The sequence below is a fragment of the Xenorhabdus anantnagensis genome, assembly GCF_028598555.1.
Classification (GTDB): domain Bacteria; phylum Pseudomonadota; class Gammaproteobacteria; order Enterobacterales; family Enterobacteriaceae; genus Xenorhabdus; species Xenorhabdus anantnagensis.
Genome location: NZ_JAQRFN010000001.1, coordinates 12442 through 28512 on the forward strand (window position 1 = coordinate 12442; position 16071 = coordinate 28512).

Here is a 16071-nt window from a genome sequence, read left to right on the forward strand (position 1 = left end):
AAAAAAATCGACTCAAACAATAGGCTAATTAAGCCAATAATGACGTTATCACAACATTAGAATTAAATATACTATAATTCCATAAATGGAAAACATCTAATGTTGTAAGTTACATTAGATAAGCATCTAATATGACGCATAGATTTATCCTAAGCAAAATTTCAAAACCGTAGTTCACTTGAAAAAATCATTCCAGTTAGAAATAGTTTCTTACCAAATATACCCAATGGATTTCAAGTTGCAGCAAGGCTGCTATTTAGGATAGCATCGTCGCCCTTTTAGAATTTTCCACGATTAAAGATGAGGAAACCTATGTTCATCGGTTTTGACTATGGCACATCCAATTGCGCGGTAGCAGAGATGATCGGAGATACGCCACAGCTAATTGCTATTGAAAATGATAACTTCTACATGCCTTCCGCTCTGGCTGCACCGACCCGAGAATCAGTTTCCGAGCATTTATTTCGCCACTGGAATATCAGCCCAATTAATCAAGCAGGTGAACAACTGCTTCGTAGCGCAATTACTGTAAATCGTGAGGAAGGTATCGAACTCCTACCAGATGATCTCGTCTTTGGGCAAGAAGCATTGGCTCGATATTTAGAAGATCCTCAAGACGTTTACTACGTTAAATCACCGAAGTCTTTTTTGGGTGCAATGGGTTTAAGAGATACTCAAATTAGTTTTTTTGAGGATCTGGTTTGCGCCATGATGGTGAATATCAAACAACAAGTCGAAGCTAATAAACAGCAAACTGTCGACGATGTCGTAATTGGCCGTCCAATTAATTTTCATGGACGTGGTGGCGATAAATCGAATCAGCAAGCTGAGGGAATTCTACTTAATGCGGCAAAACGCGCTGGTTTTCGTAATATTGAGTTTCAATTTGAGCCAGTGGCAGCAGGTTTGGAATATGAAGCTACACTGACAGAAGACAAAACTGTATTGGTAGTTGATATTGGCGGCGGAACAACTGACTGCTCCCTCATTCAAATGGGGCCAAGCTGGCGAGGTAAATCTGAGCGCAATGACAGCTTACTGGCACACACTGGCCAGCGTATCGGGGGAAATGATTTAGATATTAACCTGACCTTCAAACAGCTGATGCACCCTTTTGGATTGGGAAGCAAAGTTGCTTCTGGTATTGATATGCCACTGACGCAATTCTGGAACCCTATCGCCATTAATGATGTACAGGCTCAGAAAGAGTTCTACTCTCGCCAGAATTTGACAGCATTAAAATCCTTGCACAGAGATGCCCAAGAACCTGAGAAATTAGCCCGCTTATTGAAAGTGTACCAAGACACATTAGGCTATAGCCTTGTTCGCAGTGCAGAAGAAGCTAAAATTGCACTTTCAAATCTGTCTGAGCATCAAGTTAAACTTAATCTATTATCAGAGATTATTGAAGTTAACATCCAACGTGATCAAATGATTGCCGCGATCACATCCACTAAAGAGAAAATGGCAAAGTTGGTTAGCGAAGCGGTAGCACAAGGTGGAATTCAACCCGATGTGATCTTTATGACAGGTGGTTCAGCCAGTTCACCTGTCCTCCGTCAGGCAGTTGAACAAGAGTTGCCGGGTATCCCGCTGGTTGGTGGTAACTACTTCGGCTCAGTGACGACAGGCCTGGCACGCTGGGCAAAAATTTGTTTTGCTTGATAGGCTGTGGGGGTTGAAGTCCAATTGTGGGGGTTGAAGTCCAATGATGTAAAAAAACATGCAATGGTCTCAATTCCCCCTTTCGAATCCCCTCCGGCAATAAGCCTAGATTTCAAGGGTATTGTTTATGTATCCATTAAATCGATATATTGACGTAATGGATGTTAATTGTCCGACATTCGATTTTGGAGACTTTTTCATGAGACTTTTTGGTTACGCAAGGGTATCAACCAGCCAACAGTTCCTCGATATTCAGGTAAAAGCACTTAAAGAGGCCGGAGTGAAAGACAGCCGTATTTTTAGTAATAAAGCATCCGGTAGCCATGCGGAAAGAAAAAGTCTGGAGCTGTTACGCCTTAAAGTCGAGGATGGCGATTTGGTCTTGGTCAAAATTTTTTACGATAACAATTTGTATTTATTCCAATAAACAGGAAAAGTTATATGAACATAAAAACACTTTGGAGTAACTATGGGTCAATTTTTCTTTTTGTTTTATTATGGAGTAGTGGCGCTATATTTTCCCGTTGGGGATTAAATCATAGTTCTTCATTTGCTATTTTAACTGTACGTTTTTCTATTGCTTTTTTATTTTTATTGTTACTCTGCATATCAAAAAAACGTTATCTTCCTGCACCAGGAAGCAGCAAAAAAGTGGCTGGAGTAGGTTTATTAATCATCGGTGGGTATTCTATTTTTTATTTCCTCGCATTAGAACATGGAATCACTCCTGGCGTTTTAGCAACAATAATGGGGATACAACCAATTATCACACTTTGGTTTATGGAAAGACATTTCTCTATCCGTCGTTTTACAGGATTATTAGTATCTTTGATTGGATTAATACTTGTTGTATTTCAAGGAATAATAAGCGCTAAATTCTCTCTATCGGGAACTTTCTTTGCTTTATTTGCACTAATTTGTATGAGTATAGGTGCTATATTTCAGAAGCAAATCCAACAACCGCCATCTGAAGTTTTACCATTACAATATGGTGTTAGTCTATTTATGTGTTTATTGTTTGTTCCTTTTAAACCTTTTCATATTGAACCTACGATAGGATTTATTATCCCTGTATTATGGCTTGGTTTAGTTATTTCTGTTGCCGCCCAATTATTACTTTATCGATTAATTATGACTGGTAATTTAGTCAATGTGACTAGTTTGTTTTATCTTGTTCCAGGTGTAACTGCAATAATGGATTATTTGTTTTTGGGTAATAAATTATCTAATTTAAGTATTATTGGTATGATTGCAATAATATTTGGCTTGGTCATTATTTTTCATGTAAAAGAAAAAAAACATTTGTAATTGTTTATCATATTAATTAAATTACGTTAATAAAAATAAAACATCTGGCAGGATAAAGCGTTAGCGTCTCATCCTGCTACTCCTTTTATATCATAGTTATCCACCTATTCCATTAATTTATTTCATAAGATTATAATGATGTAATTTTCTCGTATTCCCGCATACCTTCATCCTAAGTGAAACCTCGCTAATCATAACATTATAAAATTATTCCTTCAAAACTTGAAATATTATTAAAAAATGATTGTTAATAGGGATTGTCAATATTTATTTTTAAATTGTATTCTTCTTTTGTTAAATAAATATTTGCTTTTTGATTTAATAAATAAGGTCATAATATGAAAAATATGCATTATTCAGAATTACCTAAGTCTCCAGTAAGTTCATTTGCTGAGTGGGACCCACTTGAAGAGGTTATCGTAGGTATTGTTAATGGCGCCAGATTTCCTTCATGGCATATGGCACTAGAACCTGTTTTACCTTCTAATCAAGTCGTTAATTTCCAAAGAAATTCTGGGCGTTCTTTCCCTAAGGAACTTATAGAATTAGCTTCTAAAGAATTGGAAGAATTCGTCCATATACTTGAAAGTGAAGGGGTCAAAGTTCGTCGTCCTGATATACAAGATCAATCAGCGGTTTTTGGTGCACCGGGATGGAGCAGTACTGGTTTATATTGCGCTATGCCCAGAGATGTACTTTTGGTAATTGGTGATAATATAATTGAATGCCCATTGGCGTGGAGATCTCGCTATTTTGAATCTTCTGCTTATAAAACTTTATTAAAAGAATATTTTAAGTCTGGCGCTAAGTGGAATGCTGCACCTAAACCACAACTAACGGATGAGCTATATAATTTGAATTGGGAGAAAGAGAGTAATATACAAGGAAAAGTTTCCCTGGCTGTTACTGAATTTGAACCAACTTTTGATGCAGCAGATTTCTATCGTTGTGGTAGAGATATTATTGCTCAAAAAAGCCATGTAACAAATGATTTTGGTATTGAATGGCTAAGGCGGCATATTGGAAATGAATATAAAATACATGTATTTGAATTTGACGATCCAAATCCAATGCATATTGACGCAACATTTGTACCTATGGCACCAGGCAAGTTACTAGTTAACCCTAAAAAAGTATCAAAAATTCCTGACTTATTCAAAGAGTGGGATGTTTTTCATGCACCAAATCCAATTATACCTGATGATCATCCTTTGTATATGACTAGCAAATGGATTAATATGAATATTCTGATGTTGGATGAAAATAGAGTCATTGTCGAAAAACAAGATGAACCAATGATAGCAGCAATGAAGCGCTGGGGATTTACGCCAATACCATGTAATTTTAGACATTTTAATAGTTTTGGTGGTTCTTTCCACTGCGCAACTCTAGATGTAAGGCGTCGAGGCAGTCTACAATCATATTTTTAAGCATTAGAATTTAACCAATTTTATTTCAAAATAGAGAATTTAATTTATAAAATTTAGTAGATCACTCCTACTTTATCTCAATCATGATAAGTTGCGAAAATGATCTACTTATTTCTAATGATTAGTAGATTTATTTAGTCTGAAAAATAAAATAGATTTTTAATGCACCATATTAATGAAAAAGGATGAATATGAAAATTTGGAAATCTTCTAAAAAAGATGCTATATTATTCTTATTAAGTATATTGAATGTAATAATAAATATCACATTAGCATTTAATTGGAATGAGTTATCTATTTACAGCTGGATAGTTAATGTTACTATAGTGTCATTAATTACCACTTACAATATCATTGTTATTTCTCATTTCTTTACTCATAATCCGTGGTTTGTATCATCTATAATGAATAATTTTGTTTCTATGTTAAATTCAATTAATATAGGGCAATCTATTCAAGCCTATCATTTAACACATGTTAGGAATCATCATAAATATCACAATGATAATGGAGATCCTATAAAAGATTTATCATCAACTTTTTTAAATGGCAAAGAAAATGAACATAATACACTATGGAGATATGCCATTATTGGTGGCATAGGAACTTTATTAAATATAATTCCACATATATTATGGTCTTTGTTTTCATGGGGGCATAAGTTAAGTAAATATGATAGTCATTTTAAAAATTTAATTTCAAAAGACAAACTTAATAACAGAAAAGAAATTAATCAATTGCGATTAGATAGACTTGCAATATTTATTGGCCTGCTTTTTTTATTTAGTGTATCTTGGAAATGGGCATTGCTTTGCTATTTACCTTCTATTTTATTTTCTTTTATTCTAGTAAATATACAAAATTATTATGAACATTATGGAGCCAATCCAGAAAATAAATTTTCCAACTCTGTTAGTTATTATGGAATATTATATAATTTACTGACATTCAATGATGGATATCATCAGGAACACCATATATCAGGCGGCACTCATTGGAGTCAATTACCTAAATTACGAGAGAGATATTATGATAAATTTAAAGAACAAGATAGAATAATTAGCCCAGTACCCGCAATTTTAGGTTTTTTACATATAAAAAGAAAATTACTGCATAAAAATGATAAGAACAAGGAATAAACATGATATACGAAAAACTTTCTTTAACAGGAAATAAATTGAAAAAAACAGAATTTATAATACATGAAACGGAAAATTGTATAGATATAAATGCAGTAGAATCTCTTTTAGAAAGTAATCTTGCAGCGTGTCGTATTCGTAATTTTTTACCAAAAGAAAAACGACAGAAAATCATTGATAATTTTTGGAGTTCCTCTGCTAGAAAACCTCGTTTTGGAGAAGGTATTGATGGAGTAGAGGGATATTTTATTGGAGCATCTCATATAGAAAAAACAACTCTTGAATATTTAGAACAAGTTGAATATTTCCGCTCTGCAATAAATGAATTATTTCGAGATACAATTAACCCTATTGATTTTTTTGTGGAAAAAATAATCTATTCTCAATCAGAAAAGTTATTACATATCCGACCAGCAACTCATCTCGGGATTGCAGCTAGTAATTCTAAAGCCGTTTACTGGAATAATTCCGGAGAATTTCTCCTATTACCCCATGATGATTTAGCTCAACTTAGCGATCCTCTGCAAAAAGATTTTGAAATTCAATCTATTAATCAAGTAATGGCAGTCAATTTTTATGCGGAAGTTCCACAAGGTGGAGGGCAACTGAAAGTGTGGAATATAGATCCAGATCCCACTTCTCGTTCAGCACTTGGACTATCTCATAGCGGCTTCCCATATCCAGAAGATATTCTTAAAGAACATGAAAGTATGATTATTGATATCGCTCCTGGAGATTTAATTTTATTGAATGGAAATTTAATTCATGCTGTTTTAACGGGTAATGCTAACCAATTACAGGAAAAACGACTGCTTATTACATGTTTTATGGGACTTAACAAAGAGGATGAACTTATTTGGTGGACATAAATTTTGGATTTTTATTCTTAACTGAAAATCATTCCCTGTAAACGTGGTTTTTTACATCATTGGACCTCAACCCCCGCTACAAGCAGGTTCAATAATACTGAGCCTGCTTTTTGACATCCTTTGTTTGATTGCAAAATCGACATTTAACTTCCACAGTCGCCATCTAAACGCCCTCGTAAAAAATAAGGATTATACCCAAAGAACAACATATTGAAGACGAGACCGGACTTGTTCGCAATGATGATGTAGCTGTCCATGCTTTTTTAGCAAAGTATAAACAGCTGCATCATAAACTATATGAATTTCAGGTTCACTACGTTTTAAATAAAGAGGGCTGTAATGTTTCGTGTAAATGAAGCCAGACAGGTGTATCTGCATGAAGGTTAAAGATCGCAGTAATTGATTTTCTTCAGAAACGTTCAGGGGATCGGGCTGCTGAAAACTGAGTACCGATGATATTGAATACATGACCATTTTTTATTCGTAACACGCCATATCATTGGCTTTCGCGCAAACTGTTATAGTCAATAAACAAAAAATTGTCACTATTATACCTCTAGTCCCTATGTTCTACTTATCCGCACTTTCTCATTTCGTTTACCCATATACCCAATAGATTTCAATAAGAGGTCACTATGTTAGGGTTAAATGCCCTTGAACTTGCAAGGATACAATTTGCATTCACGGTTTCTTTTCACATTATCTTTCCTGCCATCACAATAGGCTTGGCCAGCTTTCTGGCGGTATTGGAAGGCTTATGGCTGAAAACACGTAATACGGACTACAAAACGCTATACCACTTTTGGTCAAAAATTTTCGCGGTCAATTTCGGTATGGGAGTCGTTTCCGGTTTGGTGATGGCCTATCAATTCGGCACCAACTGGAGTTTCTTTTCTGATTTTGCCGGGACGATTACAGGCCCGTTGCTGGTTTATGAGGTGCTGACAGCATTTTTCCTTGAGGCCGGATTCCTTGGCGTCATGCTGTTTGGCTGGCATCGGGTCGGAGAAAGATTGCATTTTTTCTCGACCTGTATGGTGGCACTCGGCACGATTATTTCCACATTCTGGATATTGGCCTCTAATAGCTGGATGCAAACACCACAAGGCTATGAAATTATTGATAATCAAGTTGTTCCCGTTGATTGGTTCGCGGTAATTTTCAACCCATCTTTTCCTTATCGCTTGTTGCATATGGGAACAGCGGCATTTTTGGCCTCGGCGTTTTTCATTGCTGCTTCTGCTGCCTGGCATTTGCTGAAAGGAAATGATTCATCCGCTATGCGGAAAATGTTGTCAATGGCGATGTGGATGATCCTGATTATTGCGCCATTACAAGCCATGATTGGCGATATGCACGGGTTGAATACGTTAAAACATCAGCCGGCTAAAATCGCCGCTATGGAAGGGCATTGGGAAAACCCGCCTGGTGAAGCCACCCCGCTGATTCTGTTTGGTATTCCCAATCAGGAAGCGGAAAAAACACATTATGCGGTCAAGATCCCCTATCTTGCCAGCTTGATTCTGACACACAGTCTGGATAAACAAGTTCCGGCACTGAAAGAATTCGCCCCGGAAGATCGCCCAAATGTTTTTATGGTGTTTTGGTCATTCCGCATCATGGTGGGATTGGGAATTTTAATGATTGTTGCCGGAATCTGGGGGTTATGGTTACGTTATAAAAAGCGCCTGTATGAAAACCCGCTCTTCCTCCGTTTTATGCTCTTAATGGCACCTTCTGGCCTTATTGCGATTTTGGCGGGTTGGTTTACTACAGAAATTGGCCGTCAACCGTGGGTCGTCTATGGCTTGATGCGCACTAAAGATGCGGTATCAGCACATGGCGAAATCCACATGAGTATTAGCCTGCTTATTTTCTTTGCCGTCTATGCAGCCGTCTTCGGTGTTGGTTACGCCTATATGATGAAACTCATCCGTAAAGGTCTGCCACAAATCCCAAATAAGGAGTCAGTAAATGGGCATTGATCTTCCTCTCATTTGGTTCCTGATCATCATATTCAGCACCATGATGTATATCGTGATGGATGGATTTGATCTTGGAATCGGCATTTTATATCCAACGATTAAGGAACAATCCGATCGTGATTTAATGATGAATTCTGTCGCTCCTGTCTGGGATGGCAATGAAACTTGGTTGGTGCTGGGAGGTGCAGGATTATTTGGCGCGTTCCCATTGGCTTATGCTGTGATTCTGGATGCGCTGACAATCCCATTGACCATTATGTTATTGGGCTTGATATTTCGTGGTGTTGCTTTCGAATTTCGTTTCAAGGCGACGCCAAGACATCAACACCTTTGGGATAAGGCCTTTATTGTCGGTTCAATCCTTGCCACTTTTATGCAGGGGGCTGTCGTTGGAGCAGTAATTGAAGGTTTTCCTGTCGAAAATCGTGTTTATACCGGTGGTTATTTGGATTGGCTGGCACCTTTTCCTCTATTTTGTGGATTTGGTCTCGTCATTGCCTACGCTTTATTGGGATGTGGCTGGTTGGTGATGAAAACGGAAGGCCATCTGCAACAACAGATGTATCGTGTCCTCCGCCCCTTGGCATTACTAATGTTGGCGATTATTGCCATTATCAGTATTTGGACACCACTCGCTCATCCAACAATTGCAGAGCGATGGTTCAGCCTACCAAATCTATTTTTCTTCATGCCCGTACCATTACTGGTATTGTGGTCAAGCTGGCAACTATTGAAAGCCACCCCAAAATCAAGCCATTACACTCCATTCATGACCGCACTATTACTGATTTTCATGGGTTTCACGGGACTGGGGATCAGTATTTGGCCGAACATTATTCCCCCCTTCATAAGCTATGAAGAGGCGGCTTCCCCGCCTCAATCATTGGGCTTTATGCTGGTTGGTGCCCTGTTCATCATCCCGATCATTCTGACTTATACCTTTTGGAGTTATTATGTCTTCCGAGGAAAAATCACCCATGAACAAGGCTACCATTAAAACAACATCACAACGCCCTTCATTATGGAAACGCTTGGGCTGGATGGTAACAATTTGGCTTTGCAGTGTACTGGCTTTATACGCCGTATCAACGTTATTTCGCGCCTTAATGAGCATGGCGGGAATGAAAATCAAGTGATAAAAACCTTTTTAATAAATTAAGCTAAGGTTTTTATCAGGACAACAAGAGGATTGTTTAACTGATGAAAACCTTCTTTGACAATCCAGTGGCAATAACAGGTTGGTTATACAGTACAGCTATCGTTATCAATTTATTTGTGTTATATCCCTCAAGGGTTCAAAGAAAAATAGTTATTTTGAAACAAGAAAAGCAATACCTGCGTTTTCTAATATCCCTTCACTCTCAACTTAATTTTAATACTGCACTCTCTGATAGTTTTCATATGATTTTTTATCGGCTTAATCAGCTGGTTCCTTTTAGTGAAGTCAGAGTTATACTTTATCATCCACAAAGGAAATATTATTTTGAATACCAAACTCACATCTAAAACATCCAACTTCCACAGATGATGAAATGGGATTTATATGATAAGCATACTTTTCACGGTATAATTCAAATTTTGATACATCAGGATCACGCCTTATCTTCTTACGAACGTAATTTGATCCAGTCTGTTGCTGATGCATTGTAAAAATATCTGTCACTCAAGAATATGATGCACAAGAAAATTCAGTAAAGCATCCTTGATGCCCGAAAAGCTATTTCCAGAGATCTGCATGACACGGTGGCACAATCTTTCCTATTTCTAAAAATTCAGCTTAATAGCCTGCACTTTCGTACTGATAAATTCTCACGACAGGGATTAATTTCCTTAAGAAGGATTAAAGAAGAGCTGGATATCGCCAGTCAGCAATTCAGAGAAATGCTGGTTTCACTACGATCAGAGAAAAACCATTATGATTTACATGAATCATTATTAGCCATTATGCGGGAACGGATATTTCTGATTTAAGGCCAGATGAAAATTAAAAAACATAAAAAAAGCGGCACAGAGATTGAAGTTCAATTTCCTCTGTAAGGGGATAAATCTTATGAGGTAAAAAATTAAGAGTTACGGGGATCTCTAAATACTTCTCTTAATACAAGTAAGGTCACGCCGTCATGATTACTCGTTCTGCTCCGAAGAAAGACAAACAGGCCCCTGAATACCGTATGTTGATTGATGCATGGAATTCGCCAAATTACACTGGCATTGTTTCTGAATATAGCGTCTTCCTGCCCGATGAAATGCATTATAATGGAAATACCCAACCTTGGTTCGCTCAACAAGAATGGGAATTAATTTTATCCGGTTATCATGGTCCTAAAATATAAATTGATACTACTTATTAACGTATTGAGTATCAGAAAAACACCCTCTTGGGTTCTTACGCTGTAATACTCAAAAGGGTGTTTAATGTTTTACAATAAAATTTGCAATAATCATTTCATTTTTTATTTAGCATAAATAGATTTACCTGATTTTTTTCTATTCATTATCGAAAGAGAAAGTATTTTCAATGATAACAAAGATGCTATAACAATCATCGATTACGTATACCTGGAAACACTCCTTCATTATAAAGTTGAAACATATCAATATCATAAACTGCATTTTGATTAGAACGAATCTGTGCTGTAAGGTATAGCTCTACAAGTGGGAATCTATGATTGAATAGCGCATCAGCCATCAGCCAACTGCTTGGAGTGCCAGACAATCTCATATTCCTCCAAAGTCTCATTTCTAGTTGGATAAATAGAGGGTCATATCGCTCCGCAAATCTACTAGAACCCGCAGTTAAACGTAAACTTATGTCGTTAATCATGGTATTGATAACCCTTCTACCCCCATTAATTATTGTTTCCCCGTTTATGAATGGCATATATAAGTTACGTACCGTATTGATTGTAATGTCTAAATAAGATAGACCCAATGCATTGTCAATTTGGCTTACCGGATCGTATGGATTAAATCCTGCTCTGCGCAATAATGAAAAATCTGTCCCAATTGTTGCAACGCTTATATGTTCAACTGACGGTCGCATAAGCTGTAATGTATGAAAACCACTACCTACAGGATGTTCGATTTCTTGAATCCACCCCGCGCTTACTGCTCTATCAAAAGCGGCTAGTGCAGTAGTTGGCGGTGAACCTCGTCCACTCATCCCATGGCTAAAACTGGTTATCAGCCGATTTCCCACTCGTCGCATACCGGTAACCAAGCCACCGATTGCACCAGCCCCCATGCTGACCACACCGAGCCCCATGGAAACCCAACCGAGGATCGCAGAGGCATCGGGGTCACTGTCTTCGGTTGCCGTACTGGCTATCCCTGTGGCATCAGCGGATAATCCCAGTCCGGCCAAGACAGCCCCTCCGATGGACAGTGATGCCCCCCCTGTGGGAATAGCCATGGCGATACCAAGGACTAACCCGATAGTGCCGAAAACAATGCCCAAAATGCCCCCCAGACTCATATGTCCGCTGGGATCAGTTCGGTTTATCGGATCATTCAGGCAATAAGCATAACTGTTGATACCACCAGCGCCGAATGGACTCAGATTGTCCGGCGCAGTAAACCGCATTAATACGGGATTATAAGTACGATAGCCATTGCCTAAGTGGTAATTTCCCCACACGGGATCAAGACGCTCACCATTGTAGGCGGGGAGATCGGGGGCACGTTCATCTGGCACCTGCTGTCCATACGGAGAATAACGGTAACGTGTTTCGGTGCCATCTCCCTTGTGGCTCAGCAGCACGCTGCCGTGTTTATCCGTCCCCAGCAAATGCACCTCTGGACCGGTAACCATCGCGACAGTTTCCCCATGGGCATGTAACAGACGGGTCGCCGCCCCGCTTTCCCGCAAGATCTCGACTACACGGGTCGCGCCCTGATAATAAAGCTCATGGGTTTTCCCGGTGCCAATTTTTTCTGTGCCAATTTTCTTTGTATCAATGTGTTGCAGCACCAGGTGATTGGTCGCGTCATAAGCGTAATCACTTGTGGCCGCCTTTAAACGCACTGAGGTTAACCGTCCCAGTGCATCATAGGTTAAATGACGCCCTGCCTCATCCTGAACCAATCGCCCCGCCTTGTCATAAGCCAATGTGATAATGGCGGGATAACCGGGGTAGGTATGAGTTATCCCGTGCAACTGACAGGGGTCTGCCTCACTGTAAGTGAACGTTGCCGTATCGCTGCTGCCATCTTTAAGTGTAGTCATACAGGTTTGGATATTACCCAGGACATCATAGGTAAAACGCTGACGGGCAATGCTAAAACCGTAGGCATCACGGGAAGGCTCCGACCCGGTGCAGTGATATTCCATCAACCAGCTGCGCGCGGGATCATACGTGTAGGTTTCCTGTCGTAACAAGCCGGACACCTGCGAACGGGTGCTACGGGAAGTCACCTGTCCCTTGACGTTATAGCCCTGTTCCAAAGTCAGTGTATCGGTTTTAGTCCGGATCTGACGACTGACCTCACGACCAAAATCATCAAAATTCAGGGTCATCGTTAATTTTTGGTTGTGTTGTTTGTCATGAACTGTCCAACTGTTTACACGACTGGCTGTATCATAGGTTAAAGCGATCTCAATATCCGCATCTCGCATTGCAATCGGACGTCCAAACGAATCAAAGCGCGTATAACATTTTTTCCCCGTCACATCCTTGTAATCCGTCATCAGGCCAATGGGAGAATAGGCATAGTCGACCGCCCGGGCGACACTGGCTTGCCTATCTTCAAAATGGTAACGGGTCTGACGCAACTGCCCCGAGGCGGTATAGCTCATCTCATGTGTAGCAATCTGCGAGGCAGAAGCCTGAGTCATCGCCCCCGTTTTGGGATCATAACTAAAGCGTTGTTCTATTCCTTCTGCCTCCACTTTCGTCAGGGCGTTCCCTAATAAAGGCTCATAGTGATGTGTCGCTGTCTGACCCAAAGGATCAGTGGACTGACTGGGATAAGGAATGCCCCCCTGATAAGTATAACGGTAGGTACGCCCACCACAGGTGGTGGAAATATTGCGCTGGAGGCTGTCAAAATCGCGTGTCCCCAATACATGACCACCAGCCTCAATTTGTGTCAGTAAATTGCCCGTACTGAATGGGGCATAGTTTTTTCGGATCACCGTGCCATCACTGTGTTTGATGGCTGAAACCCGGCTAAACAGATCGTAAATATATTCTGTCTTTTGGCTAAACTCATCAATGGTGGCCCGTAATCGTCCCAGACCATCATAATGGTGGATCTGTTGACTATAAAGCTGCCCTTGGCTGTCATAGCGTGTAATGATGACAGGCTGATGACGTGCATTATATACCACGGTTGTTTTGCCAAAATGCAGCCCTTCAGCCAACTGGGTGATCTGCGCAGTCCGGGTAGCAGGATCGTAATCGTGTCGGAGACGCTCTCCAGTATCCTTTATCACAAGATATCTCTGTCCCCAGTCATCATATTCAAAACGCTGACCGGAAGAAACTTGAGCAATCGCGCCCGTCCCCTCACCGACGGGCAGCCAGTCATGGCGGATGTGTTTCTCTACACGCCCCCCATTGTCATAGACTGTTTCAGATACCAGACGCCAGTCCTGTTTTTCCTGCCCTTTCTCCAGTTTTTCCTGCTGATAAGCACGTCCCAGCCCATCAAAGCGGGTACGCACCTGATTACCCCAAGCATCAGTTTGTGTTGTCGTCACCGCACCGGCACCTTCAATGGCATAGGCATACGTTATCTCCTGAGCATAATCGGTTCCCTCATTACTGATGCGTTTCAGGATTCGCCCAAAAGTATCATAGTGATAACGAGTTGTACGGCCCTGCGCGTCCACCTCATGCCATAATTTGCCACTGACTCGCGATTGTGTACGTTGGGTAGCTATGCTGAGTTGGTCATGCCCTGTCCACTGAATGCCCTGCACCAGCGCCTCTCCCTGAAGGACATAGCTGAAAACTTGCTGGCTCGTCCATGCCTGACCGCCATCTTGTGTACCATGCACCGTTTCATCAACTCGGTGAAGACGGCCATGATGAGGCGAAGTAACGTCATTCACATAGTGAGTCTGTCTTTCATGCAGCAGCTGGCCTGCACTGAACGCCCCCTGATAGGTGCGCACGACAACGTAAGACAAGGGTGAACCGGGCCGGGCCGGCAACTGGGTATAGCGATAGATCGTCTTGTGAACAGGCGCTTCCTCATAGATCCCTTCGGGGGAACACTGACCCGGCGTGACGGTCTTGGACTTGACGAAACGCACAAAACCATGGGGATCTGGCGGACAGGCACCCGCCTCTCCACTGGCGGGATAATAAGTCCAGTCGGTACGTGTGCCATCCGGGGCAATCTGCACGGTGGGATTACCTGAGCCATCAAACTGTGTCTGATGGTTTTCCCCGTTGGCTGCCTCATTAAAGCTGACAATCGCCGATTTCGGCATCTGAAATTGTGGTGGCTGATCCTCAAAATCAACACCAATCTGTGCATAATACTCTGTCTTATGGTGACGCTTACAATCATTTTGCTGGATTCCTTCTGAGGTCAACAGATGATAATTGTTATAGCTCCGGGTGATATGGCGCTGTGTTTCCCCCTCCTGCCAGCTTTCGGTCGAGCCATATTGGTAATCGGTAAAGATGCCATAAAGATAATCCTCATCACGGCCCCAATTTCCTACTGCCCCATAACCCAGAAAATTAAAATTGGTGTATTCATAAGTGCGCACAATATCAAGGCCATGACCGGGCGATTGAGTGTGCCGAGCGACGTAGGGCAATGCCGGCAGATTCGCATTGTCTGGATGCCGATGACCGTCAGAAGTATAGTCCACAATCTCCTTCAGCCCCGTCGGGGACAAAACCTGTGTTAAAAACCGGTTATCCATGTCATAGTCCATCTCCCATTTCAACATTTGACCCGCAGCACCTTTTTGGACACTGACCATATATCCATTATCAAATAATAATTGAATATCATAGGATTCAGGGGTGTTTGGCCAGATCGTTATCCGGGTATAGGAGCCTAATTCATAATCGATCTTTAACAACGCTTTCTCTTCATCGGCTATTGAAGACAGATAGGGAATAGTGCCCAAATTAAAATTCCAACTTAATTTTAAAGAGTAACCCAGCGGATTAACTATCTGTATCGGCACTTTAAGATCAAACGCATTTTGGGGTCCGCTCAGCACTTCAACTCGGCCGGATTTATGAATCACTCGATAAACATTTTTAGTCACATCTTTTTCAAAACGTACAACATCTTGCTTGTACTGCCTTAAAAAGACAGTCTCTGTAGTTTCATCCACTTTATAGCGCTCGCCAGTCGAGAGCATTAAAAGCCGGTTATGGGCATCATACTGAGTCAGTCCGATAGAAAAACCCGTGCCAAAGCCAATATCATTCGTATTCAGCGGGCTATAAGACAACATAATTGCCTGTTCCGGACCGAGGTAATTATTGCCGATAAGATGAGCAACCGGCATCAAATAATTAAACAGGCCGGTCCGGGGATCAACACTACCGATCGCGGCGCTTTGGAAATTATGGGCATGAGAAAAAAAGTTACTATTCATCGTCTATTTCCTTCATCTTTATTTCATGGAAATATTAGGATATCTATACATTGACTTATATAAATAGAATTAATTAGTCGAATTCTCCTATAATAAAAACCC

At 40.6% G+C, this 16071-nt stretch carries 12 protein-coding genes and 1 pseudogene; 11 read left to right on the top strand and 2 right to left on the bottom strand.

Features of this window, described 5'->3' with window-relative positions; translation table 11 throughout:
- Window positions 1–312: 312 nt before the first annotated feature.
- The 9 genes and pseudogenes from yegD (at window position 313) to PSI14_RS00115 (ending at window position 9532) form a co-directional block, all read left to right on the top strand.
- Window positions 313–1665, top strand: a complete 1353-nt coding sequence (gene yegD, locus PSI14_RS00075; protein ID WP_273573792.1) for a molecular chaperone — start codon at window positions 313–315, stop codon at window positions 1663–1665.
- 199 nt (window positions 1666–1864) lie between these two features.
- Window positions 1865–2056: pseudogene (locus PSI14_RS00080) on the top strand (recombinase family protein); the annotation flags it as partial.
- Between the two features lie 50 nt (window positions 2057–2106).
- Window positions 2107–2973, top strand: coding sequence for a DMT family transporter (locus PSI14_RS00085; RefSeq protein ID WP_273573793.1), 867 nt, complete (start codon window positions 2107–2109; stop codon window positions 2971–2973).
- 338 nt (window positions 2974–3311) lie between these two features.
- Entirely contained in the window at window positions 3312–4403 is a 1092-nt protein-coding gene (locus PSI14_RS00090; RefSeq protein ID WP_273573794.1) for an amidinotransferase, read from the top strand.
- Between the two features lie 191 nt (window positions 4404–4594).
- Entirely contained in the window at window positions 4595–5542 is a 948-nt protein-coding gene (locus tag PSI14_RS00095; RefSeq protein WP_273573796.1) for a fatty acid desaturase family protein, read from the top strand.
- Between the two features lie 2 nt (window positions 5543–5544).
- Window positions 5545–6411 (top strand): 2OG-Fe(II)-dependent halogenase WelO5 family protein, encoded by an 867-nt coding sequence (locus PSI14_RS00100; RefSeq protein ID WP_273573797.1) that lies wholly within the window; start codon window positions 5545–5547, stop codon window positions 6409–6411.
- Window positions 6412–7046: 635 nt separating this feature from the next.
- Window positions 7047–8396: a cytochrome ubiquinol oxidase subunit I gene (locus PSI14_RS00105; RefSeq protein WP_273573798.1), complete on the top strand. Its 1350-nt coding sequence runs from the start codon at window positions 7047–7049 to the stop codon at window positions 8394–8396.
- Window positions 8386–9393 carry a cytochrome d ubiquinol oxidase subunit II gene (cydB, locus tag PSI14_RS00110; RefSeq protein WP_273573799.1) on the top strand — a complete coding sequence of 336 codons (1008 nt, stop codon included), beginning with the start codon at window positions 8386–8388 and terminating at the stop codon, window positions 9391–9393. Before PSI14_RS00105 ends, cydB begins: the two co-directional genes overlap by 11 nt.
- Window positions 9374–9532: a DUF2474 domain-containing protein gene (locus PSI14_RS00115; RefSeq protein ID WP_273573800.1), complete on the top strand. Its 159-nt coding sequence runs from the start codon at window positions 9374–9376 to the stop codon at window positions 9530–9532. The genes cydB and PSI14_RS00115 overlap by 20 nt, the downstream gene beginning before the upstream one ends.
- A gap of 314 nt (window positions 9533–9846) precedes the next feature.
- Here PSI14_RS00115 and PSI14_RS00120 read toward each other — a convergent pair whose 3' ends face one another.
- Entirely contained in the window at window positions 9847–10041 is a 195-nt protein-coding gene (locus PSI14_RS00120) for a hypothetical protein (protein WP_273573802.1), read from the bottom strand.
- A gap of 74 nt (window positions 10042–10115) precedes the next feature.
- Here PSI14_RS00120 and PSI14_RS00125 point away from each other — a divergent pair, with 74 nt between their 5' ends.
- Window positions 10116–10367, top strand: a complete 252-nt coding sequence (locus PSI14_RS00125; protein WP_273574086.1) for a histidine kinase — start codon at window positions 10116–10118, stop codon at window positions 10365–10367.
- Window positions 10368–10516: 149 nt separating this feature from the next.
- A complete protein-coding gene (locus tag PSI14_RS00130) occupies window positions 10517–10729 on the top strand; it encodes a hypothetical protein (protein ID WP_273573803.1) in 213 nt (70 codons plus the stop codon).
- Between the two features lie 209 nt (window positions 10730–10938).
- Here PSI14_RS00130 and PSI14_RS00135 read toward each other — a convergent pair whose 3' ends face one another.
- Window positions 10939–15969: an RHS repeat-associated core domain-containing protein gene (locus tag PSI14_RS00135; RefSeq protein WP_273573804.1), complete on the bottom strand. Its 5031-nt coding sequence runs from the start codon at window positions 15967–15969 to the stop codon at window positions 10939–10941.
- Window positions 15970–16071: the final 102 nt, after the last annotated feature.

Bases quoted from the DNA above. Each gene is read 5' to 3' on its own strand.
- yegD (WP_273573792.1), top strand. From the start codon at position 313: ATGTTCATCGGTTTTGACTATGGCACATCCAATTGCGCGGTAGCAGAG.
- PSI14_RS00085 (WP_273573793.1), top strand. From the start codon at position 2,107: ATGAACATAAAAACACTTTGGAGTAACTATGGGTCAATTTTTCTTTTT.
- PSI14_RS00090 (WP_273573794.1), top strand. From the start codon at position 3,312: ATGAAAAATATGCATTATTCAGAATTACCTAAGTCTCCAGTAAGTTCA.
- PSI14_RS00095 (WP_273573796.1), top strand. From the start codon at position 4,595: ATGAAAATTTGGAAATCTTCTAAAAAAGATGCTATATTATTCTTATTA.
- PSI14_RS00100 (WP_273573797.1), top strand. From the start codon at position 5,545: ATGATATACGAAAAACTTTCTTTAACAGGAAATAAATTGAAAAAAACA.
- PSI14_RS00105 (WP_273573798.1), top strand. From the start codon at position 7,047: ATGTTAGGGTTAAATGCCCTTGAACTTGCAAGGATACAATTTGCATTC.
- cydB (WP_273573799.1), top strand. From the start codon at position 8,386: ATGGGCATTGATCTTCCTCTCATTTGGTTCCTGATCATCATATTCAGC.
- PSI14_RS00115 (WP_273573800.1), top strand. From the start codon at position 9,374: ATGAACAAGGCTACCATTAAAACAACATCACAACGCCCTTCATTATGG.
- PSI14_RS00120 (WP_273573802.1), bottom strand. From the start codon at position 10,041: ATGCATCAGCAACAGACTGGATCAAATTACGTTCGTAAGAAGATAAGG.
- PSI14_RS00130 (WP_273573803.1), top strand. From the start codon at position 10,517: ATGATTACTCGTTCTGCTCCGAAGAAAGACAAACAGGCCCCTGAATAC.
- PSI14_RS00135 (WP_273573804.1), bottom strand. From the start codon at position 15,969: ATGAATAGTAACTTTTTTTCTCATGCCCATAATTTCCAAAGCGCCGCG.